Source organism: Paenibacillus jepli (assembly GCF_047238105.1).
Lineage (GTDB): Bacteria > Bacillota > Bacilli > Paenibacillales > Paenibacillaceae > Paenibacillus_D.
The window spans coordinates 1666087-1688750 of sequence record NZ_JBDFMD010000001.1 but is presented as its reverse complement, the minus strand read 5'-3'; the positions used below and the strand labels follow the sequence as shown (position 1 = coordinate 1688750).

Genomic DNA, 22664 nt, shown 5'->3' with positions numbered 1-22664 from the left:
TTAGTTGTTTTTGTGAATGACATTAACTAAGGAGGACTTCGATTATTTATTTTAAGTAATGGAAGATTGGTAATGCTTTTTAAGTTTGAACAACAATTTTTTTTTTGACTTGGTAATAGCTTGTCTGGTGACACCAAAGACACGGGCTATATCCTCGTCGGTTTTGTCTTGAAAATACTTTAGATGAAGAAGTTCTCTTTCTGACGACTCAAGATCATTCATTGCCTGTAGAAGTGCAATGTTTTGTTCGAGAATGATGAAAGGACTTTCACAGAATTTAAAGGCAACATTGATCTGGAAGTCAGCTTCATCAAATGGCCTGAAACGATCATTTTCCATACATAATTTTTTGAAAAAGTCGCGACTTGCATGGCGTAAAGTAGTACTTGCATAGCTGCTGAATCCTTTTTCAATAGCTTTACGATTTTTGAGATCCCTGTTCATAATTTCACCCCCTTTCACTATGTAATTGGGAGGATGCAACGGAAAAAGCAACTTTTTGTTGAATTTTGGAAAGCATAAAAAAACATGATCAATGAAAAAGCGTATTGCTTGACACAAGGTATATAGGTGCTATATACTTGTTTGATGAAAGGTCCATAAAGTTTGCAACGTCTTGATAAGAACAAGATAATCAGTATCGATTCAAGAAAAATTTTTTATTATAACATTATAGCAGCTAAAGGCTTTTAGCGCTTAATTCACTGCGCTTTAAATTAGATTGCTATTTGTTTATAAGGTGGTGACGGAGATGAATGCAGGTGAATGGAAAAAGCAAGAACTAAGTGATGCATTTTTGGGTGCCGTTTACGCGTATATGGATTATGAGAAAACGACGCATCTCTTAAAAACGAAGGATGGAAAGCAGATTTATTATGCAGAAATTCATATCGTATCCGCGATCCATGACCATGAAGGGATTCATGTGTCGGGTTTGGCGGATTTGCTTGGTGTGACGATCGGAGCTGTTTCGCAAATATTAATGAAACTTGAAAAGAAAGGGCTTATCAAAAAAGAACGTGATGCACGTAATCAATCGCGTTTTTTATTGAAGCTAACTCCAGATGGAGAAATTACGCATCTTAATCATTTGAAGTTTCACGAGGAGTTTGATGAATTATTTTGTTCGGCACTCGACGAGGGAAGTGTAGAACAAGTTCGTTTCTTAAAACAGTTTTTTAGCCGAATAGAACATAAACTACAGGAAGTGACGAAAAAATAATTTTTTTTAAGCAACGCCTATAGCAACTTAATACTTTAAAGTCAGATTCCATCAAACATGATGGAATTAAAAAATATTTGTAATTGAGAATGATTATCTTCTTCATAGGAAAGGGAACAGATTTCATGGTGGGCTTCTTAAAAAGGTGCATAGGCCTGATCATTACTCTTTTGGGGGTGACGGCACTTTCGTTTCTAATGGCCAATATTTCAATTGTTGATCCCGCTGAAGCTTATGCACGAAATCTATTTTTGCATCCCTCGGAAGAACAAATTGTCCAGATTCGCACGGAAATGGGGCTGGATCAGCCGTTATACCAGCAATATATACAATGGTTAGGCAGCAGTTTGCGTGGGGATTTAGGGGTTTCTTTACAGACAAAAAATACAGTCGCATCAGATATTGGCCAGAAGCTGCCTATAACCATGCAACTTGTTGGCATGTCCCTATTGTGGGTGGTGGTCTTTACCATTCCTGTTGGCCTTATCACTGCCTTGCGAAAAAATAGTTGGTTTGACCACGTTGTTAGAATAGCAACGATATTGGGTGCTTCACTGCCCAACTTCTGGCTGGGATTCTTGGTACTTCTTTTGTTCGCTGTAACCTTTCCAATTGTGAAGGTTGTGGACTACGACAATCTTATGAGTCTTATTCTTCCTTCTCTCGTTCTAGCTGTTCCGGTTGCTTCGATATCCATTCGCTTATTTCGCGCGACACTGCTTTCCAATCTGAATAAGGATTATGTTGCTTATGCGAAAGCAAGGGGACTGAGCAACGGAAGGATTGTATGGGTTCACGTGACAAGGAATTCTCTGCCGCCGCTCATCATGTTGTTTGGTCAATACATGGGTCACATGATTGCGGGAAGTGCCATCGTGGAAAGCATTTTTTCCTTGAAGGGCGTCGGTATGCATTTGATTGACGCGATTATGGCTCGGGACTTGCCAACGATCAATGGTTGTGTATTGGTCATCGCACTTATTTTTGTTTTTGGCAGAGTGCTTGCGGATATCCTCAATTGGCGGCTCAGCCCCAGGATGATGGATAAGGGGGAAGGAGCTTTATGATTATAAAAATTGTTAACAACAAGCAGGCGCTGGCAGGACTTGTAATGATCGCATTGGTAAGTCTGGTTGCTGCAACTGCTCCACTGATTGTACCAAATGACCCGCACAAAATTGATATCTTGAACCGATTCTTATCCGCAAATGCGCAATACCCTCTCGGTACGGATCAACTGGGCCGTTGCGTGTTATCGAGGCTGCTCCTTGGGGCGAGCTACTCACTTGGCATCGCCGTACCGAACCTGATGGCGCTTGGCGGCATTGGATTAATACTGGGAACGTCAGCCGCTTATTTAGGCGGGCGCCTGGAACGGGCTTTTCTGATCATCTGTGATCTATTTATGGCTTTTCCATCGCTGGTAATTGTATTGTCTCTTGTCGGGGCGCTAGGACAAGGAATACCCAGCATTGTTGTTGCCGTGATGTTCTCTCTGTGGGCTTGGTATGCCAAAGTGGTGTGGAGCTATGCATGTCTGGAAAAAAGCAAGGACTACATTCTTGCATGCATTATAGCCGGGTGCAATTACAGAAGAATTATATTTCGACACCTCATTCCTAATCTGTTTCCTCAATTTCTGGTGTACTTAAGCACGGGAATGGCTTCCATGATCATCATGATATCCGGGTTTTCATTTTTAGGATTAGGCTTTGAATCCGGCACGCCGGAATGGGGAGCGATGTTGAACGAAGCCAGGGCGAGTTTTTATTCTCATCCGACATTTGTCCTTTACCCTGGCCTTTGTATTCTGTTAACGGCAGCGGGCTTCAATTTATTCGGAGAGGCGCTTAGAGACATCATTTCTCCGGAGGAGGTGAGCGAATGAATGGTTTGTTGGAAGTGAAAAATCTTTGTGTCGGACTTAAGGAGCAGCCCAGCCGTCTGATTGTCAAACATGTAGATTTTACGCTTCGCCAAGGAAAGGCATTAGCTCTTGTAGGGGAAAGCGGAAGCGGAAAGACGATGATCTGCAAGGCGCTTATGCGGTTATTAAATAGGAAGAAATTCGAAGTTTCCGGGAGCATCCGGTATAGGGAGGTGGGGCTGCTAACCCTTAAAGAAAAAGAAATGCGTTCGTTATGCGGAAGCAAAATGGCGATGATTGTTCAACATCCGATGACCGCCTTCAATCCGACAATCAAAATTGGTGCGCAAATCATAGAGTCGATAAGAGCTCATCGACAAATCGGCAAAAAAGAAGCGTATGAGATTGGTATTCAAGCACTGGAGCAAATGAATTTGCCGCGCTGCGAACAATTAATGAACAGTTATTCTTACACATTAAGTGGAGGAATGCTGCAAAGAATCATGATCGCAGTAGCCTTGATTCACAAGCCGGAGATCCTTATAGCGGATGAAGCGACCACGGCTTTGGACGTGAAAAACCAAAGCATTGTACTTGAGGAACTCGATCAATTGAAGAAAAAGGGGATTGCGCTTCTTTTGGTTACTCATGACTTGGGCGTGGCCGCGAAGCTTGCGGATGATATGGTGGTTATGAAAAGTGGGGAGATCATTGAACGCGGGGCTGTCTTCAAACTCTTCGCATCACCTCGGGAAGCATACACCAAAGAACTGCTGGGAGCCAGGCTAATGAAAGGAGCAGGGCTGTGATTGAGCTAAAGCAGGTATCCAAGCAATATCAGGCAAAGGATAAGCGAGGAAATAAACTGACTGTCGATGCGGTGAAACCAGTATCGCTTTCGTTGGATCATCAAACCAGTTACGCCCTTGTAGGCGAAAGCGGAAGCGGAAAAAGCACCTTGGCCCGTCTGATGCTGGGGATCGAGCGACCGACACGCGGCGAGGTATGTCTGGATGGGAGTAATATCGCTTTGCTGCGTCCAGGAGAACTTCGCATGAAAAGGGCAGTGCTCCAGATGGTGTTGCAAAATGCACAGAGCTCACTCGATCCCAGACTTCCGGTATTTGATTCGATTGCCGAGCCGATCCGGTGTTTGAAGAAGATGGACAAACAAAGCGAGCGCCAAAAAATTCTGGCACTGGCCGACAAAGTTTGCTTAACCGTTGATCAGCTTAGCCGCCTTCCGCATGAGTTGAGCGGCGGTCAATTGAAGAGGGTTTGCATTGCTCGCGCAATGAGCATATCCCCAAAGTTTATTGTTTTTGACGAATCCGTTAGCGGACTGGATGTGACGGTCCGAAAGCAAATTCTCGACTTGATTCTCCAGCTAAAAAATGACGGAATAGGAGCGTTCCTGTTTATTACCCACGATATCGATGTAGCGATCTATATGGCGGATCACATCTTTGTGATGAAAGATGGATCTATCGTTGAACGGATTGAACATGCTGCTTCTTATGATGATTTTAAACATGAGTATTCGAGGAAGATGATAGAGTCGCTTCCTCCGAAGTCGCCTGAATACCGGAACCAACAATATCGGATGGCTGCAACCCTTTAACAGTGTTAAGGAGAGATTCCCATGAGAAAAAAGATTGATGCTCTCGTTGTAATAGCGTTATTGCTATTTGTTTTAACTGCTTGCTTACAGACAAATACCGAACAAACGGAGGGTGAGATTACATTAACGGAAAGCTGGGATTTTGCCGGAGGTTTTTACCCGATTGAAACGCTAACGGTAAATGCCAATTACGGTCCACAGTTTTACATGGTTAATTTTTATGAAACGCTTGTCCGTTATAAGGATGGAAATATCATTCCCGGTCTTGCAAAGTCATGGGAGATATCGGAGGACGGCTTAGTTTATACATTTTATTTAAGAGAACAGGTGAAGTTCTCCGATGGATCGCCATTCGATGCGGACGCGGTTAAACGAAATCTGGAGGTGATCCCGGCCAATCTCGGTCCCATGAATGGAGGCTTGGGAACGGTGTCTACACTCCTGGACCAGATTGTAGTCATCGATTCCCATACGGTTGAAGTGCATATTACAGCCCCTTATTATGGAGCGCTAAAGGATTTTACACTGATGAACCCGATGGCGATGGTAGCCCCCAGTGCATTCAATGCGGACGGCTCTCCGGGGGATGCGCTCAGAACAGCCACGTTCGGAACGGGTCCTTACATGTATGAGGGGGAAACGGACGGGACGACGTACACCTTTGTTAAAAATCCGCATTATTGGGGCGAGGAGCCCGAGGTCGAACGCTTTCATGTGAAGGTGATTCCGGATAACGATACCAAGCTGCTGGCTTTGCGCAATGGAGAAGTAGACATGCTCGTAGGAACACGGCATATGTCCTATGATCGTTTTAATGAAATGAAAAAATCGGGCTACGGAGCGCAGATTTCAGAAGGGATAGCCAGCAACACGCGCTATCTTGCATTTAATGTGTCCAAAGCGCCTTTCGATGATCGGAATGTACGACTGGCAGCCAGCCGCGCCATCGACAAAGAGGGGGTTGTACAAAGTATATTTACGGGAATTGAAACGAAGGCCGACAGTATTTTCGATCCCGCTATGCCTTACAGCGACGTGAAACTTGTTCCCCATGAATACGATATAGATCAAGCCAAATTGATTTTAGAAGACGCTGGCTGGGTGGATACGGATGGCGACGGCTTCAGGGAAAAAGACGGCAAGCGATTGGCAGGTGAGATTCTGTATATGAAAGGAGATGTCATGATCGATGATTTGCTCTTGGCAATCTCGGCGCAATGGAAAGAACTTGGTATGGACATCAAGCCAAAGGGGATGGAAAAAATGACTTTTCACGCTGAGTTCGCAAAGGCCGATTTTGACCTCGCTTTTTATGAAACTTACGGCTCTGCCTGGGATCCCCACACATCGATGACAAATATGAAGCCCGATTACAGACATGGTTATCCTGCGGCCCAGGCGCTGGCGCTCGTAGAGAACGGCAACGAGATCATAGATGCGCTTAATGTCAGCACAGATGAAGATCAGATTCAGGAGATTTATGATCTTGTTTTAAACGAAATCAACGACCAGGCCATTCTTATTCCTCTCTCCTATACAAAAGAACTGGCCTTGTATAATAGCCAAAGAATAGCGCATTACTCGTTTAATGGACAGCCGACCGATATTGACGTTGCTGCTATTCAACTAAAATAAAAAAGCTCTCCCTCGTCTGTAAGGGTGAGGAGAGCTTTTGTTCGGTCAAAGTGTATAGCAGCTATATACATTTGGGAGGTGTGCTGATTGGGAGGACAATATAATAACCCAAAGAAAAATCGTTCGACAGATGACAATCGCAGCGGCAACTTGGCCGGGGAGGAAGCTCCGCGTATGCTGCCGATAAGCGATACGTTTCGCATGTTGCGCCCGATCCGGATTCACTTGATCACGTGCGCGTTCCTCACCGGGGCGAGCGCGGTAGCCGGCTTTGCGCCGTACTTGGCCATTGTGGAGATCGCCAGAGCCTTGTTCGTAGCCGCCAATGCCGCAGAGGCTGCCAGTACAGTGTGGATCTGGGTCGGCATCGGCGCCGCAGGCGCTGCGTTGCGACTCATTATGCTCGGGTTGTCCACGCATGTCGGCCACAACGCCGACGCAGAAATGCTGCATCATCTCCGAGGTCAAATTGTGAAGCGGCTTGGCGTTCTGCCTCTCGGCTGGTTCCGAGCCGCCGGTTCCGGACAGGTGAAGAAGGCGATGACCGATGATTTGGAAGCGATGCATGAACTGTTCGCCCATGCGTTGGGAGCAGTTGTCGGCGCAGCCGTTTCGCTTGCTGTCGGCTTCACTTACCTGATGCTTGTGGATTGGCGGATGGCGCTCATTACGCTCGCAGTCCCGGTGCTGGCCGCAATTACGTATAAGATGGCGATGCGATCGCTTCCCGCGCACATGTCCCGATTGTTAACCGCAGAGGGACGGATCAGTTCCGCAAGCGTGGAGTATGTTGACGGAATTAACGTCGTAAAGACGTTTGGAGGTACAAAGGGCCGAATATTGGCCCGTTTCGACGAAGCGATGAATGAACACACCGAGGCTTATCGAGCTTGGGTAGCAGGACATCGGAACAGTTCCGCCATGAACCGGGTATTGGGCTCGGAGATGGTCCTGCTTGGCGTAGTATTGTCCGCGGGACTGGCATTCGTGAGCGCAGGCTGGCTTGCGGTTGCCGATCTGCTCCCTTTCCTCGTTGTAGGCGTGGGGCTGCCGACAGCTTTCGGTCCGCTGATCCATGGCTCGCAAGGCGTTCGTATGGCGCGTATGGCAGCCGGCCACATCGGCAGCCTGTTGTCCCGCGAACCGCTGCCCGAGCCCTCGGAGCCTCGTCAACCTCGGGACAATCGCATCGCACATGAGAAGGTATCCTTTTCTTATGATGGACTTACTCAGGTGGTAAGCGAGATCGAGGCGGAGTGCAAGCCCGGTACCGTCACCGCACTGGTCGGTCCGTCCGGCGCGGGCAAATCGACGCTCGCCAGCCTGCTGCCGCGCTTCTACGATGTAACGGGAGGCGCAATCCGTATCGGCGGCGCGGATGTGCGCGAGATCGGTTCCAAGACGCTGCTTTCTTCCATGTCGCTAGTATTTCAGGAAGTTATGCTGCTGCGGGATACCGTGAAGGAAAATATCCGCATCGGACGCCCGGAAGCTACGGATGAAGCCATTTATGAGGCGGCCAAGGCTGCCCAGGTTCATGAGGTAATCGAAAGACTTCCGAACGGGTACAACACGATGCTTGAATCTGGCGGGGGCGGATTGTCGGGCGGAGAGCGTCAGCGCCTGACGATCGCGCGCGCGATTCTCTCGGGCGCCGGCATCGTCGTACTGGACGAAGCGACCGCCTCGCTCGATCCCGACAGCGAGGCAGCGGTGCAAGACGCATTGGCCGAGCTTGCAGCAGGCAAGACGGTCATTGTCATCGCTCATCGTCTTCATACCATTAAAAGCGCAGACCAGATTCTCGTTCTGGATGGAGGGCGTCTCGCCGAGCACGGCAAGCACGAAGAACTGCTTGCAGAAGACGGATTGTACGCTCGGATGTGGGAAGCGCAGCAGAGGGGGGAATCTGCATGATTCGCATGATTGCTCAGTTATATCGTCTATGGCCTGATCCGAAGCTGCTGGTTCGCATGTGGCTGCTGAGTGCCATTCTTGCGGTGCTGCAGGGGCTGCTGCTTGGACTGCTGATCCCGATTCTGCGTGCGCTGCTGCAGCCGAGCCCCGATTTCGAGGCAGCCACCCCTTGGCTGATCGCTGGGGCGGTGGGACTTGTTATTTATGTGGTGCTTACTGTGCTGGCTACACCCATTGGGTTCGCTGCCAGCATGAAGCTTGCGGTTCAACTAAGGCATCATCTGATGAGCCATGTGACGACGCTGCCGCTTGGCTGGTTCACTGCTGCCCGTAAGGGAGAATTCGTCCGTACGGTCACGAATGTGACCGGTGTCCTGTCGCAATTGACCGTGACGGTAGGGGTTCCTGCGATTACCGGAGTGATTGTGCCTGCTACGATTGTTGGTGTCACCTTCCTGATAGATTGGCGGCTTGCCCTAGTGCTGCTCGTCACCATACCCGTATCGTTATTCGCGCTGCGCCGCTCCAGACGAACCGTTGATGAGGTATCCGCCGATATGGAAATAGCGGCGAACGAGGTAGCCGGTCGAGCGATAGAGTTCGGCCAGGCCCAGCCTGTATTGAGGGCAGCGGGACACGGCACAACCGGTAGTGTTCGCATGCGTGACGCCCTTGCAGACCACCGTATGCGATATCACCGCGGATTGAAACGAATGCTGTTTCCTGATTTGTCATACAGCGGTGTCGTCATGATTGGTTTTATCGCAGCTGTCGTACTCGGTGTGCAGCTGCTGCTTGCCGGAACGATCTCTATGGCGGATACGATTGCCTTGCTCGTGCTGGCGGTACGCTTTCTTGAACCGCTCGGCGGGATGATTGATCACGCTTCGGGTCTTGGCGCGATGGACTATCTTGCGAGGCGTGTCGAGGCTGTGTTGCATACCCAATCGCTGCCGCACAATCCGCGGCCGGTTCGCCAGCTGGAGCGGACCGATATTGCTTTCGACGACGTGACTTTCTCGTATAGCGACAAGCCTGTACTGACGAATGTGTCGTTCGAATGTCCTCACGGCAGCACGACAGCATTGGTTGGGCCATCGGGATCAGGCAAGACGACGGTGACGCGGCTGATCGCACGCTTTTTCGATGCTGATGCCGGCAGTGTGAGTGTCGGTGGAACGGACGTTCGCGATATTGATCATAGCGTTCTGATGAACGACATTGCGATTGTCTTCCAAGACGTATATCTGTTTGACACGACAATCGAAGAGAATCTTCGGCTGGCCCGGCCGGATGCAACGGAGGATGAACTGGCCGAAGCGGCCCGCGCCGCTCGGCTGGATGAGGTAGTCGCGCGTTTGCCTCACGGCTGGCAGACCCGGGTAGGCGAGGCGGGGGCGCAGTTGTCCGGCGGCGAGCGGCAGCGGGTATCGATCGCGCGCGCATTCCTCAAGAAGGCGCGGATCGTACTGATCGACGAAGCGGCGTCGGCGCTCGACCCGGAGAATGAGCGCGCCATTGGCGAGGCGATTGCTGGACTGGCTCGCGATCCCGAGCGAACCGTAATCGTGATTGCCCACCGTCCATCGACGCTGGCTGCGGCTGATCGCGTCGTCGCTCTCGACAGGGGAGAGGTTGCCGAAGTAGGGAGCCCTGAAGCGCTTCGCAAATCCGGCGGAATATATGCCCGGTTGTATAACCAATACGAGAGAGCCCGAAGCTGGCATATTAAGCGGGCTTGAGTTGGAGCAGGGAAGGCACTGCGGAACGTGACAGCGGAAATCACTTAACTTTTCCGGGAAGTATGGGGAATAGGCTTTTTAGATATAAAGTGTATAGCAGCTATATTCTTTTACTCATAAATAGGTGTTGGTATATCAACACGGATAGGGGGAACTGATGGGTAACGATCATGTGCATGGTCATCATTCAATGAATGACATGCTTCATTCATCTACTGGGGGCGAGAACGGGCAACTTGCAAAATCCGACGCGCTGTGGCGGTTGTTGCGACCGGTTCATCTGCACCTTGCCTGGTGTGCAATTCTGTCGGCAATCGGCGCGGCTGCCGGGTTCGCTCCTTATATCGCAGTTGCGGAAATTGCACGCATGATGCTCGGTGCGGGGGAGACTAGCGGAAGCGCCGTATGGATGTGGGTCGCGATCGGCGCGATTGGAGCAGGGGTCCGCCTGCTGTTCATCTTCGCCTCGTCGCGGCTTGGACATTATGCGGACGCGGCGCTGCTGCATGATGTAAGAGTACGCATCGTAGGCAAGCTGGGCGTGTTGCCGCTTGGCTGGTTTCGCGCCAGCGGCTCGGGTGCGATCAAGAAACGGATGACCAACGACCTGGAGGAGATGCATCAGCTGATTGCGCACGCGCTTGGCGAGCTGGTCGGGGCTGGCGCTGCCATGATTACAGGGTTTGCGTATTTGCTGTTGGTCGATTGGCGTATGGCATTGATTTCAATGGCAGTACTGATCCTGATGGTCATAAGCTATCGGATCGCGATGCGATCGGCTACCACCCATATGTCTCGTCTTCTTGCCGCGGAAGGGCGAATCAGCGCGGCGAGCGTAGAGTATGCGGATGGCATTGCTGTTGTGAAGGCGTTCGGTACAGGCGGACGCATGAATGAACGATTTGGCTCCGCCGTGAAGGAGCATACGAACGCCATGCTCGACTGGGTGAAAGAAACGACGTACAGCTCAGCAGCATCGCGGCTGCTCTCTTCCGAGATGACCGTGCTTGGTGTCGTCTTAATTGCCGGACTTGCTCTTGTGAGCGCAGGCCAGCTCGAGATGGCGGATCTGCTACCGTTTCTCGTCATCGCCGTCGGCCTGCCGACATCGATCATGCCCGCCATTCAAGGAGGGCAGGGCATTCGGAAAGGCCGCGTGTCCGCCAGCAACATTGAAGAGCTCCTGCAGCAAGAGGCTTTGCCGGAGCCTCTTGATCCCAAGCAACCGGCATCCTACCGAGTCGAACTGAATAACGTGTCATTATCGTACGACGGTTCAAGTGATGCGCTGTCATCGATCAGCGCGGTATGTGAAACAGGCACCGTCACGGCGCTTGTCGGTCCTTCGGGAGCGGGCAAGTCGACGCTGGCAAGCCTGCTGCCGCGATTTTACGATGTAACGGGTGGCGCGATTACAATCGGGGGCGTCGATGTGCGCGATATGACATCGGAGACGCTGTTGTCGTCGATGTCGCTCGTGTTCCAGGACGTCATCCTGCTGCGCGATACCGTGACCGAGAATATCCGTATCGGCCGTCAGGATGCCAGCGATGAAGAAGTGCGCGAGGCCGCCCGGGCAGCCCATATTCATCATGTGATCGAGCAGCTGCCTCAGGGATACGATACGGTGCTGGGAAGCGGAGACGGCGGCTTCTCCGGCGGAGAGAAGCAGCGGCTGACGATTGCGCGCGCGATCCTGTCCGGGGCGCCGATCGTCGTGCTGGACGAGGCGACCGCCTCGCTCGATCCTGATGGGGAGACGGCCGTTCAGGAGGCGCTGGCTAAGCTCGCAACGGGCAAGACCGTCATTGTCATTGCACATCGGCTTCATACCATTAAGAACGCAGATCAGATTCTCGTGCTGGACGGCGGTCGTCTTGCCGAACGGGGCAAGCACGAGGAGCTGCTGGTCAAAGACGGATTATACGCGCGGATGTGGAAAGCGCAGCAGAAGGGAGAATCGTAGATGATTCGCAAACTGTACAACTTATGGCCGGATCGCAGCATATTGCTGCGCATAGGAGCGCTGCAGGCTGTATTGGCCATCCTGCAAGGACTGCTGCTGGGGCTGCTGGTGCCGATATTGCGGGCGCTGCTGCAAGCCGAACCGGATTTCCAGGCGGCTGCTCCTTGGCTCATTGCGGGTGCCATTGGGCTGCTTCTGTATTGGGTGCTCACGGTTATCGCGACGCCGATCGGCTTTGCCGCCAGCATGGAGCTGGCGGCAGCGCTTCGCCATCATGTGATGCGCCATGTCGCTATTTTGCCGTTAGGCTGGTTCACCGCTGCGAACAAGGCGCGGCTGGCACGCGCTGTGACGGCGGACGCCGGCAATATTGGACATTTGGCTGTCGTCATCGGGGCACCTGCCATTGTCTCCATGCTTGTCCCGCTTACAATCATCGGAGTCGCTATGGCACTGGAATGGAGGGTGGCGCTCGTATTTCTAGCGATTATTCCGGTTGCGCTGCTGACACTTCGACATTCTGGCCGCATTGCATCGGAGGCCGATATCGAGCTCGAAGAAGCGGCCACGGAAATCGCCGGACGCGCGATTGAGCTTGGCCAAGCCCAAACGGTGCTGCGGGCGGCTGGGCAGGGGCAGTCGGGGGGCATGCGCATGAGGGAAGCGTTAGATGAACATCGGGCTTCATACCGCCGGGGGCTAAGACGTGTCATGCTGCCGGATCTTTCGTACACGGCTATTGTGCTTGGAGGCTTTATCGCAATCCTGGCCTTCTCCGTATACTTGCTTCTGTCCGGTTCGCTTGCACTCACGGATACGATCGTACTGCTGGTGCTTGCGGTCCGATTTTTGGAGCCGCTCGGCAATTTGATCGAGCTGATCGGCGCGCTGCGCGCCATGGAAAATGCGGCTGTCCGCGTTCAGTCCATACTGGATACGCCTACTCTACCGCATCTGCCGAATGCGGCGACCGCACTGGAGCATGCGGGGATCGAGTTCGAAGGCGTGACGTTCTCCTACGGGGATACGCCAGTGCTGAGCGACGTTACATTCCGCTGTCCGGCAGGCAGTACGACAGCGCTGGTCGGACCATCTGGCTCAGGCAAGACGACCGTCACACGGCTCATTGCGCGGTTCTTCGATGTCGATGCCGGATGCGTGCGGGTCGGCGGAGTAGACGTTCGGCAGCTTGATCCCGGGATTTTGTTGAACGATATCGCCATCGTGTTCCAAGAGGTATATCTGTTCGATTCCTCCATTGAAGAGAACCTTCGGCTTGCGCGCCCGGACGCTTCGCTTGAGCAGCTTAACGAAGCCGCACGCGCTGCCCGTTTGGACGAAGTCATCGAACGGCTGCCCGAGGGGTGGAATACCCGTGTCGGGGAAGGGGGATCGCGGCTCTCCGGGGGAGAACGGCAGCGTGTATCGATTGCGCGCGCCTTCCTTAAGCAAGCGCGCATCGTACTGATCGATGAAGCGGCGTCCGCGCTTGATCCGGAGAACGAGCGGGCCGTAAGCGAAGCGATTGCGCGGCTCGCGCGCGACCGCCGCAGAACGGTCATCGTCATTGCCCACAGACCGGCTACGCTTGCGGCGGCGGATCAAGTCATCGCGCTTGAGGCCGGGCGGATTGCAGAGATGGGATCTCCGGCGGAGCTTCGTGTCGCAGACGGAATGTTTGCCAAGCTATATGGTCAGTACGAGCGGGCCCGCAGCTGGCATATTGCCGAACGGGAAAGTTCCTAACGCGTTCTACATTATTATTGAGAAGGAGCTATCGAACCATGACTACACAATTTGAAGTTCGCGGTCTGAAGACCGCTATTAACGGAAAAGAAATTTTGAAGGGTGTCGATCTGGCAATCAAGGGCGGGGAGATTCACGCCATAATGGGCCCGAACGGCACCGGCAAAAGCACGCTTGCTTCCGCATTGATGGGCCATCCGAACTATGAGGTGATCGAGGGCGAGGCTTTGCTTAATGGTGAGGATCTGTTGGAAATGGAAGTGGATGAACGCAGCCGAGCCGGATTGTTCCTCGCGATGCAGTATCCGAGCGAGATTGCAGGCGTAACCAATGCCGACTTTTTGCGAAGCGCCATTAACGCACGTCGTGGCGAGGGCAATGAAATGTCATTGATCAAGTTCATCCGTCAGATGGAAGGCACAATGAAAGAGCTGGAGATGAACACGGAGTTTGCTCACCGCTACTTGAATGAAGGATTCTCCGGCGGGGAGAAGAAGCGCAATGAAATATTACAAATGAAGCTGTTGGAACCGAAGATCGCCATTCTCGACGAGGTTGATTCGGGGCTCGACATTGACGCCCTGAAGGTTGTAGCGGCAGGCATCAACGCGATGTGCGCCGAGGACCGCGGTTTTCTGATCATCACGCATTATCAGCGTCTGCTCGACTATATTACGCCCGATTATGTGCATGTGATGATGCAGGGCCGCATCGTTAAGTCGGGCGGAGCTGAACTGGCGTTGCGTCTGGAGAATGAAGGATATGAATGGATCAAAGAAGAGCTCGGGATCGTCGATGAAACGGTCGGTCGGCTGTGAGCATGGAAGAGGAGCGACGGAATATGATGAACAAACCGGTATCGAAATCTGTTCAGAGCGCTGCGGCAGAGGCGCTCTCGAGATCCAAGGGCGAGCCCGAATGGTTGACGCGGCTGCGCGGAAATGCGGCGCAGGCTGCGGAAGGACTGGAGTGGCCGAAGCCGGACAAAATACGGCTCGACCGCTGGGCGCTGGATGCGCGCGGTCGCTATCTGCCGGCTGACGAGATGTGCGACAGCGAGGAGCTTCCCGGTTCGATTCGGGGCCTGGCGCCGGAGGATAGTGCGTCCGGTTTGATCGTGCAGCGCAATTCCAGCGTGGTGCTGAAGCGGCTTTCCGTGGAGTTGAAGAGCAAAGGAGTCATCCTCACCGATCTGGAGACTGCGGCGCGCGAGCATACGGAAGTGCTCAAGACGCATCTGTTCAGCGCCGTCAATTGGGAGGAGAACAAGCTGACGGCACTGCACGCAGCGTGGTGGAACGGCGGAATCTTCGTCTACGTGCCGAAGCATGTGGAGCTTGAGCTGCCGATTCAGGCACTGCTGTTCAGTGATGATGCGGAGGCTGCATTCGCGCCACACATCTTGATCGTGGCCGACTCCCATAGCAGGATCACCTACATCGATCATGTCGTGTCTGAGCCAGGCGACGGACTGCCGCCAGCTGTCCATCAATCGATTGTGGAGGTTATTGTGAAACCCGGGGCTCGGGTGCAGTTCGCATCCATTCATCATTTGGCCGACAATGTCGTCGATTTGACGTTGCGTCGGGCGATTGTGGAACAGGGTGGCCGAATCGAGTGGATCATCGGCGACCTGAGCGACGGCAATGTATTCTCCGACACACGATCAAGTCTCCACGGCAGCGGATCAACGTCCGATGCGAAGGTGATCAGTATCGGAGCGGGATCGCAGCAGTTGAGTCTGACGACACAAGCGGTTCACTTCGGCAAGCGCACCGACAGCCAGATGGTGACGCGGGCGGTCATGAAGGAGCGGGGCACGGCAATTATAAATGGCGTTACGAAGATTGAGAAGGGGGCGTCGAAGGCGAACGGAGAGCAGACGGAGAAGGTACTGATGCTCAGTCCGAAAGCGCGCGGCGACGCCAACCCGATTCTGCTGATTGACGAGGACGACGTAACGGCGGGTCATGCTGCGAGCGTAGGCAAGGTTAGTCCGGAGCAGATCTATTACTTGATGTCACGCGGCATTCAGAGGGAGGAAGCGGAACGTCTCGTAGTCCAGGGCTTTCTCGCGCCGATTGTGTCCGGGATACCGGCCCAGAGCGTCAGAGAGCGGTTGAAGCGGTTGCTCGAGACGAAGCTTCAATCTGGAACGCAATCGTCCGAGGGACAGCTGCGATGATAACGAAGGAGGATGACAACGATGACCAAGACAATGCCGGAGATCGAAGCGTACAAGTTCGGATTCCGCGACGAGCATAAGGCCGTATTTCAATCCGGGAAGGGGCTTACGGCGGAAATCGTGCGCACCATTTCCAAAATCAAGAACGAACCGGATTGGATGCTCCAATTCCGGCTGAATTCACTGGAGCAATTCAAAGAAATGCCCCTCCCCAATTGGGGAGGCAAGCTGGACGATCTGGATTTTGACGACATTCAATATTATGTGCGTCCCTCGGAAAAACAGGGGAAAACGTGGGAAGAGGTACCTTCCGAAATTAAAGAGACCTTCGGTAAGCTGGGCATTCCGGAGGCGGAACAAAAATTTTTAGCGGGCGTATCGGCGCAGTATGAGTCAGAGGTTGTTTATCACAGCATGCAGGAAGATTTGGAGAAACAGGGCGTTATTTTTACTGATACGGATACCGCATTGCGTGAGCACCCTGAGATATTCAAAGCGTATTTTGGTCGAGTTGTCCCTGCAAGCGACAATAAATTTGCTGCTCTTAACAGTGCTGTTTGGTCGGGAGGCAGCCTCATTTATGTGCCCAAAGGAGTGAAATGTGAAGTTCCGCTGCAGGCGTATTTTCGCATCAATTCAGAAAATATGGGTCAGTTTGAACGCACGTTGATCATTGCGGATGAAGACAGCTTTGTGCATTATGTGGAGGGCTGTACAGCGCCGGTATACAGTACGAATTCTCTGCATAGCGCGGTCGTCGAGATTGTTTGCAAGAAGAATGCCCGGGTTCGGTACACAACGATTCAAAACTGGGCGCCCAATATTTATAATTTGGTTACAAAGCGGGCAATGGCTGAAGAAAATGCAACCATGGAGTGGGTGGATGGCAACATCGGCTCCAAGCTTACGATGAAATACCCGTCTGTTGTTCTGAAGGGACGTGGCGCCAAGGGAATGGTGCTTTCTATTGCAGTTGCAGGCAAAAATCAGCATCAGGATGCGGGGGCGAAGATGATTCATTTGGCACCGGACACAACTTCCACAATTGTTTCCAAATCGATTAGCAAACATGGAGGCAAAGTGACCTACCGAGGATTGGCTTCGTTCGGCAGACAAGCCGTCGGTTCCAAAGCAAACATCCAATGTGACACGCTGATCCTTGACAACGAGTCCACATCGGACACGATACCGTACAATGAGATCATGAATGATAATGTTACGCTTGAGCACGAAGCCACCGTCTCCAAGGTTTCAGAAGATCAGCTGTTCTACCTGATGAGTCGGGGCTTAAGCGAAGCTGAAGCAACGCAAATGATTGTCATGGGATTCATCGAACCGTTCACGAAGGAGCTTCCGATGGAATACGCAGTGGAAATGAACAGGCTTATCAAGTTTGAAATGGAAGGCAGCATCGGGTGATAGGGAGGGTTTCCATGATGATGAATATGGCTCCCGTGCCAGATCAATATATGGATCAGTTGAAAGCAAGAATGGAGCAGTGCGGTATAAGATGGACAAAGCAGCGCGCTGCAATAATAAATATATTTGTAGTAAAAGGTGTAGGGCTTTTAACGGCGGAAGAGGTATTTTTAGCGGCTAAGAGAAAGCTTCCCAAGCTAGGAATGGCAACGGTGTATCGTACCCTGGAACTGTGTGTTAAAGTACGTTTACTACGCAAGATATTTAATGACCGAACAGCTAGATACTGTCTTTGCCCATTTGAAATGAATGGGGATATCCATTCCTTATAACTAGTAGATTGGGAAAAGTATTAGAGAGACTTCATGCCGACAAGAAGATTGGTCTATGAAAAGGAAGAGGGTGGCTTGTGAACATACAAGCTATCCTCCTTTTCGGTGCTGCAATCGGATTTGGTCTTCAACGCCGCTTCTCGCATTCTGCACCGAACAATATTCGTTGTTCTACTACGAAGGGAACATTAAACATTTTGGAAGTATCCTGAATTCTTCATGATTTCTTCTCCGCTCAATAGTGCAGCCTCTTCAACGGAAATCCCCTGTCTTCTTTAGGAAGGCCTGAACAGCACGGTACCCAATGGCATATCCGCTATAGGAGGGATGCCCGTACGTTCGGCACCCTCGTAGCTCGCCTGGTCTCCGAACATATACTTGCGTACTTCACCGAACCCCTTAACGTCAAGCGCTTTCCTAATCACACGCCGCGCTTGCTCCAACTCATCGCAAGCTAATCTATTCACCCAGGGTCGCCGCGATTCAAAGCCGTACAGGTTCTCAGCAAATCTCTCGGCAAGCCCCTCCACCGCCAAATATTTGGCAACAGTAATATCCATAAAATCCCACTTGCCGTTCGCAAACAAGACGGTATGGTGGAATTCATGGGCCACGATTGACGGCAGTATATCGAGATTTTCATCGGGCAAACTCCCTCGCTCGATGTGTCCGCTTCCCAACCTCCTATCAAAGCGCACTTCTAGTGATCATAAAACCTACAGCCCCTCTGTGGACAGAAGGGCTGCCTTAGATTATCAGGGCTTCAGAAATTCCAGCCCTTGCATGTATCTCCGCAACGCTTCCGGAATCCGGATGGATCCGTCTTCCTGCTGATGATTCTCCAGCAGTGGGATCAATATACGGGGCGAAGCGATGGCAGTATTGTTCAAGGTGTAGCAAAATTGCGTCTTGCCGTCTGCATTCCGGTATCGAATGTTCGAACGACGGGCTTGAAAATCCAGCAGATTGGAGGCGGAGTGAGTCTCACCGTACGCTTGGCGGCTTGGCATCCAGGTTTCGATGTCCCATTGTTTGTAGGTTTTTTGAGACATGTCGCCTGTGCATACAGCCATGACGCGATAAGGCAGCTCAAGCAACGACAGGATCTCTTCCGCATTGGCTGTGATCTCTTGCAATAGCTGTTCCGATGTATCCAAACTGGCTTCACACAAAATGACTTGCTCAACCTTTGAGAACTGATGCAACCGGTACAAGCCATGAACGTCTTTTCCTGCCGATCCTACCTCATTGCGGAAGCAGGTTGAGATGGCAGCGAGTCGGATGGGCTCGGTGACATCCACGATTTCATGGTCGTAATATGACACAAGCGGCACCTCCGATGTACCCACCAGCCATTTATCCTCTTCTGCCATCCTGAACGTCTGACTTTGGCTTAGCGGGAAGTGTGCGGTATTGACCAATGCCTCTGTCCGGACCATGAGCGGCACCTCAAGCAGCGTGAACCCTCTTTGGATGAGCACATCGAGGGCCAACTGCTGGACCGCCCGGTGCAAGAGCGCTCCCATGCCTGTAAGATAGTAATTGCGGCTGCCGGCGATCTTAACGCCGCGGGGGATATCGATCATCTGATGGAGCTCGCCAAGCGCGACATGATCTTTGGGCTCGAAATCAAACCTTGTCGGTTCACCTGCCCCTCTTACCTCTACATTGTCATGATCGGAGCTGCCCGCAGGCGTATCCGGCGACACCACATTGGGTACATGGAGCATGAGCTGTCTGTAATGGGTTTCGACTTCTTTATGTTCCTCTTCCACGGTACTTAAGCGTTGATTGATTTCCTTCACCTGCTGTTTGTTGCGGTCAGCCTTCTCACGCTCATTGCTCCGCATCAACCCGCTGATCTCCTGGCTTAGCCGGTTGCGATCCTGCCGCAGCTGCTCCAACTGCTGGAGCAGGCTCCGCCTTCTGTCATCGTATGCGACCAATTGAGAGATCGAGAGGGAAATCCCTTTTTGATCCGCGACGGCTTGCACTTCCGCTTGATTTTGCCTAATCCATTTGATGTCCAACATGGTAACGAACTCCTTTTAATGAGAATATAAAAAGCGCTCTCGTCCGATTGGGACGAAGAGCGCTATTCTCGCGGTGCCACCCAAATTGATCGAACAGCATAAACTGCTCAATCCACTCAGTTCCACGGTAACGGGCGGACCCGGTTAACTTAGGGGGAACTTTTCCCCTTGACGAAAACGCCTCCGAGTTGGATTCTCATCATCGGCCTGATGTCATTATTTTTATAGTATATCTTAGACTGCTCAATGTAATCAAGGGGCTGAGATTTACCGGTACCCCTTAGCATCTGCCGGCTTGCCCGCATCCTGAACTTCGACGATGTAACGCCAAGCATCCGGCCGTGAGCCGTCGAGATCCGTTATCCCGTATTCGTTGGCAAGCTCACCGCTTGATGTCGATTGTCCGCTCCAGCGAGCGGATTGTGAATCATTAGCCAATGCCGCGATCCCGCGACCAATGAAGCGTGGCGTTTCGGAAATGATGAAATGCGGTTCGCGGACGAGCGCATCTTTCCAGTTTGCTTCGGTTACGCCGTATTCCTCCAGCATGATTTCTGAGCGTAGCCAGCCTGGCGATACAGAGAGGGCACTCCCTTGGTAGGGGGCAAGTTCATGCGCCAAAGACTTGGCCATTCGGATGACGGAGTTCTTCGCCAAATCGTAAAATAACGACAACCGGTAGTTTGTTTCATTATAGGCTTTCGTGCCGTCCGTGACTTCCACAACGAGCCCGCCCGGCTTGCGGATGAGTAGCGGCAGCGAGTAATGACTTGTAATGATATGGGTGTCTATGGCCAGATGGAGCATACGCAACCCGTTTTCCAATGAATGTTCCCACACGGGGACATTCCACTCCACCATATATTCGCCGCCCCAAATATCGTTAACCAAAATGTCCAGTTGACCTTGCTCGCGTTCAATTCTTGCGATTAAAGCCTGAACCTGAACGGGATCGAGGTGATCGACTTGCACCGCAATTCCGGTGCCGCCGGCCAGATCAACGAGTTCAGCGGTTTCTTCAATCGTTTCCGGTCGGTTGTATTCAGAGCGCCTCGTCCGTGTTGTACGGCCTGTCACGTAGACGGTTGCACCTGCCGCCCCCAATTCAATTGCGATGCCTCTGCCTGCGCCCCGGGTTCCTCCGGCAACCAAAGCCACTTTCCCTGATAATGGCTTCATCACTTACTATCCCTCTTTCCCTTGCTCAATTCCATCATAAAGGCTAACTCTTCTTTAAATTTAAGTAGTAGTCTCTTGTACTTTTATCAAACTTCTCGATTGCATACCTTAAGGTGGTTCTGGGCATGGTGCGAGCGTGCTTATTCAGGAAAGACTTCAGCTTTTCTTCGTCTTTTTTGCCGGCTTCACGAATGAAACTGCCAACTGCCTTGTTAATTAATTCTTCCGGATCGTTTACCAGTATTTCAGCGATGGCAAAGGTGTCCTCGGTGTTTCCCTGTTTGATAAAGCTATACGTACTTACCATAGCTGTCCTTCGTTCCCAAATATCAGAGGAGTGTGCCATGTCGTACAGTTTATCCTTCGGTTTATCCAGCAAATAGTTTCCGACTACAGATGGCGCGGCACGATCGACAAAATCCCAGTTGTTGATTCGATCATGCCTCCGTATATACAGCTCGTACAAAGCTTGTCTGTGTTCCTCCGGGAGCTTCTTGGTCTTGGCCTGAAAATCCATAATGCTCACGGCGCCCATTCTCACTTCATAATAATCGCTTTCCAGAAGCTGTTCGACTTCGGGTAAAGGCATATCCGTAAATTTCTTAGCAATTTGGAATACCGTGCGCATGTTGAGACCTAAGCACTTTGTGTTTTCATCTGAACCTTTAAAAAACTTTTTCATTTTTTCAATATCGGCTTCATTTTGATGTTGCTGCAACTCATGTATAAAACGCTCAGCGGTATGATTGTCCATGTTTCTAAGACTCCTTTCATTAGACAGTTAATAGTATGGCATATTGACGATTCCTATATTTCTTGTAGATTGCTACAATCTTTAATAAATCCTTAAACACGGCTGATATTCACATTGTAGATCATTCAGCTTTTCCGGTAAGCTGCGTCGGCTTTCCATTGCGGAGAACTTCCACATCAAGAGGAACGTAGACCTCGAATCGTGCATCACAATTTGCTAGACCAAAACAAGTGGCTTTCAAGTTCAACGTATTGTCGACCAAGCTCCAGTCTGCGTCAACCGAGCCGTTTTTAACGTGTAGTTTTCTCACTACCTTCACATTTTCACGTTCTTCGGCAAAAAGATCGGTTGGAATACTATTCTGAATCACGTTTAATGTAGTTCCGTCAAATTCAAATTCTTTTTCTTCAGGTTCAGCTTCCAAATATGATGCACATGACACTAAAACGATTATACCGACGAGTAAGAATAGCCATTTTCCAGCTTTGATCAAAAAATTCCCTCCATTTGCAATTTCAATGAGGAAGAGTATATAGCAGCTATAGTCTTTTGTCAATTTACGGATCAGTCCATAATTTTCTTCTTCATTCATATACTTCAGATAGACGGATGCAAACGGGTCGTCGACGCGGACTTGCATACGTGTCATATTATCGAAAATTGTTAAGTTATGTTTCAGAATAAGCAGATCTTAAATGCTGACAGCGGGCCGTTAACTCTTGCTTGATTTGTTCAGGCTGTTCGGTTTCCACAACGATACGCTGGTACAAAGACGAAGGAGCTAATTCGAGAATGACGACTGAATGTCGTTTCGAGTAGGCCATAAAGGTGCGTTTTCCGTTATGGAGAAAGCGTCCAGTCCGATAAAAGGGCAGAGATACCCCTCCAGTTGGCAATGCCGTGACGCGCTCTTGGAATGGCCCTGTCTGCACGGACATAATCGTGGAATAAGGAATTATCAATTTGCGCTTGAAACTTGTAATGGCTGTTAACCCGGAAAACGATAAGACGACTTCAGTAGAGTTAAATAAAAACTGAGTATTCAT

General features: G+C 51.2%; 21 protein-coding genes. 14 read left to right on the top strand and 7 right to left on the bottom strand.

All coding sequences use genetic code 11. From position 1 onward, the window contains the following. Positions 1 to 51 precede the first annotated feature (51 nt). Positions 52 to 444, bottom strand: coding sequence for a sigma-70 family RNA polymerase sigma factor (locus ABC336_RS07580; protein WP_095398218.1), 393 nt, complete (start codon positions 442 to 444; stop codon positions 52 to 54). A 307-nt stretch (positions 445 to 751) separates the two neighbouring features. Here ABC336_RS07580 and ABC336_RS07575 point away from each other — a divergent pair, with 307 nt between their 5' ends. From ABC336_RS07575 to ABC336_RS07510, 14 genes are all read left to right on the top strand, one after another. Further along, positions 752 to 1222, top strand: a complete 471-nt coding sequence (locus ABC336_RS07575; RefSeq protein WP_413238092.1) for a MarR family winged helix-turn-helix transcriptional regulator — start codon at positions 752 to 754, stop codon at positions 1220 to 1222. A 125-nt stretch (positions 1223 to 1347) separates the two neighbouring features. After that, a complete protein-coding gene (locus ABC336_RS07570) occupies positions 1348 to 2289 on the top strand; it encodes an ABC transporter permease (RefSeq protein WP_249413085.1) in 942 nt (313 codons plus the stop codon). Then, entirely contained in the window at positions 2286 to 3110 is an 825-nt protein-coding gene (locus tag ABC336_RS07565; protein ID WP_413238091.1) for an ABC transporter permease, read from the top strand. The genes ABC336_RS07570 and ABC336_RS07565 overlap by 4 nt, the downstream gene beginning before the upstream one ends. Continuing rightward, a complete protein-coding gene (locus ABC336_RS07560) occupies positions 3107 to 3898 on the top strand; it encodes an ABC transporter ATP-binding protein (RefSeq protein WP_413238090.1) in 792 nt (263 codons plus the stop codon). The genes ABC336_RS07565 and ABC336_RS07560 overlap by 4 nt, the downstream gene beginning before the upstream one ends. Continuing rightward, complete coding sequence (locus ABC336_RS07555; RefSeq protein WP_413238089.1) at positions 3895 to 4710, top strand: ABC transporter ATP-binding protein; 816 nt, start codon at positions 3895 to 3897, stop codon at positions 4708 to 4710. The genes ABC336_RS07560 and ABC336_RS07555 overlap by 4 nt, the downstream gene beginning before the upstream one ends. A 21-nt stretch (positions 4711 to 4731) precedes the next feature. Continuing rightward, positions 4732 to 6345, top strand: a complete 1614-nt coding sequence (gene nikA / locus ABC336_RS07550; RefSeq protein WP_413238088.1) for a nickel ABC transporter substrate-binding protein — start codon at positions 4732 to 4734, stop codon at positions 6343 to 6345. 87 nt (positions 6346 to 6432) lie between these two features. Further along, positions 6433 to 8262 carry an ABC transporter ATP-binding protein gene (locus ABC336_RS07545; RefSeq protein WP_413238087.1) on the top strand — a complete coding sequence of 610 codons (1830 nt, stop codon included), beginning with the start codon at positions 6433 to 6435 and terminating at the stop codon, positions 8260 to 8262. Next, positions 8259 to 10004: an ABC transporter ATP-binding protein gene (locus tag ABC336_RS07540; RefSeq protein ID WP_413238086.1), complete on the top strand. Its 1746-nt coding sequence runs from the start codon at positions 8259 to 8261 to the stop codon at positions 10002 to 10004. Before ABC336_RS07545 ends, ABC336_RS07540 begins: the two co-directional genes overlap by 4 nt. 157 nt (positions 10005 to 10161) lie before the next feature. Next, entirely contained in the window at positions 10162 to 11970 is a 1809-nt protein-coding gene (locus ABC336_RS07535; RefSeq protein ID WP_413238085.1) for an ABC transporter ATP-binding protein, read from the top strand. Then, positions 11971 to 13716, top strand: coding sequence for an ABC transporter ATP-binding protein (locus ABC336_RS07530; protein ID WP_413238084.1), 1746 nt, complete (start codon positions 11971 to 11973; stop codon positions 13714 to 13716). A gap of 38 nt (positions 13717 to 13754) precedes the next feature. After that, complete coding sequence (gene sufC / locus ABC336_RS07525; RefSeq protein ID WP_095398211.1) at positions 13755 to 14534, top strand: Fe-S cluster assembly ATPase SufC; 780 nt, start codon at positions 13755 to 13757, stop codon at positions 14532 to 14534. A 26-nt stretch (positions 14535 to 14560) separates the two neighbouring features. Continuing rightward, positions 14561 to 15901 carry a Fe-S cluster assembly protein SufD gene (gene sufD, locus ABC336_RS07520; protein WP_413242463.1) on the top strand — a complete coding sequence of 447 codons (1341 nt, stop codon included), beginning with the start codon at positions 14561 to 14563 and terminating at the stop codon, positions 15899 to 15901. A 21-nt stretch (positions 15902 to 15922) separates the two neighbouring features. Next, on the top strand, positions 15923 to 17320 hold the full coding sequence (gene sufB / locus ABC336_RS07515) for a Fe-S cluster assembly protein SufB (protein ID WP_413238083.1): 1398 nt from the start codon (positions 15923 to 15925) through the stop codon (positions 17318 to 17320). A gap of 14 nt (positions 17321 to 17334) precedes the next feature. After that, a complete protein-coding gene (locus tag ABC336_RS07510; RefSeq protein ID WP_095398209.1) occupies positions 17335 to 17652 on the top strand; it encodes a Fur family transcriptional regulator in 318 nt (105 codons plus the stop codon). Between the two features lie 275 nt (positions 17653 to 17927). On the opposite strand, the gene ABC336_RS07505 is transcribed toward ABC336_RS07510, so the two are convergent. From ABC336_RS07505 to ABC336_RS07480, 6 genes are all read right to left on the bottom strand, one after another. Further along, positions 17928 to 18332 (bottom strand): DUF2268 domain-containing putative Zn-dependent protease, encoded by a 405-nt coding sequence (locus ABC336_RS07505; protein WP_413238082.1) that lies wholly within the window; start codon positions 18330 to 18332, stop codon positions 17928 to 17930. A gap of 75 nt (positions 18333 to 18407) precedes the next feature. After that, positions 18408 to 19685 carry a serine--tRNA ligase gene (gene serS / locus ABC336_RS07500; RefSeq protein ID WP_095398207.1) on the bottom strand — a complete coding sequence of 426 codons (1278 nt, stop codon included), beginning with the start codon at positions 19683 to 19685 and terminating at the stop codon, positions 18408 to 18410. Between the two features lie 267 nt (positions 19686 to 19952). Beyond that, positions 19953 to 20864 (bottom strand): SDR family oxidoreductase, encoded by a 912-nt coding sequence (locus tag ABC336_RS07495; protein WP_413242462.1) that lies wholly within the window; start codon positions 20862 to 20864, stop codon positions 19953 to 19955. Between the two features lie 43 nt (positions 20865 to 20907). Beyond that, complete coding sequence (locus ABC336_RS07490) at positions 20908 to 21618, bottom strand: DNA alkylation repair protein (RefSeq protein ID WP_413238081.1); 711 nt, start codon at positions 21616 to 21618, stop codon at positions 20908 to 20910. A gap of 121 nt (positions 21619 to 21739) precedes the next feature. Then, positions 21740 to 22210 carry a hypothetical protein gene (locus tag ABC336_RS07485; RefSeq protein ID WP_413238080.1) on the bottom strand — a complete coding sequence of 157 codons (471 nt, stop codon included), beginning with the start codon at positions 22208 to 22210 and terminating at the stop codon, positions 21740 to 21742. A 76-nt stretch (positions 22211 to 22286) separates the two neighbouring features. After that, positions 22287 to 22664: a PH domain-containing protein gene (locus tag ABC336_RS07480; protein WP_212940660.1), complete on the bottom strand. Its 378-nt coding sequence runs from the start codon at positions 22662 to 22664 to the stop codon at positions 22287 to 22289.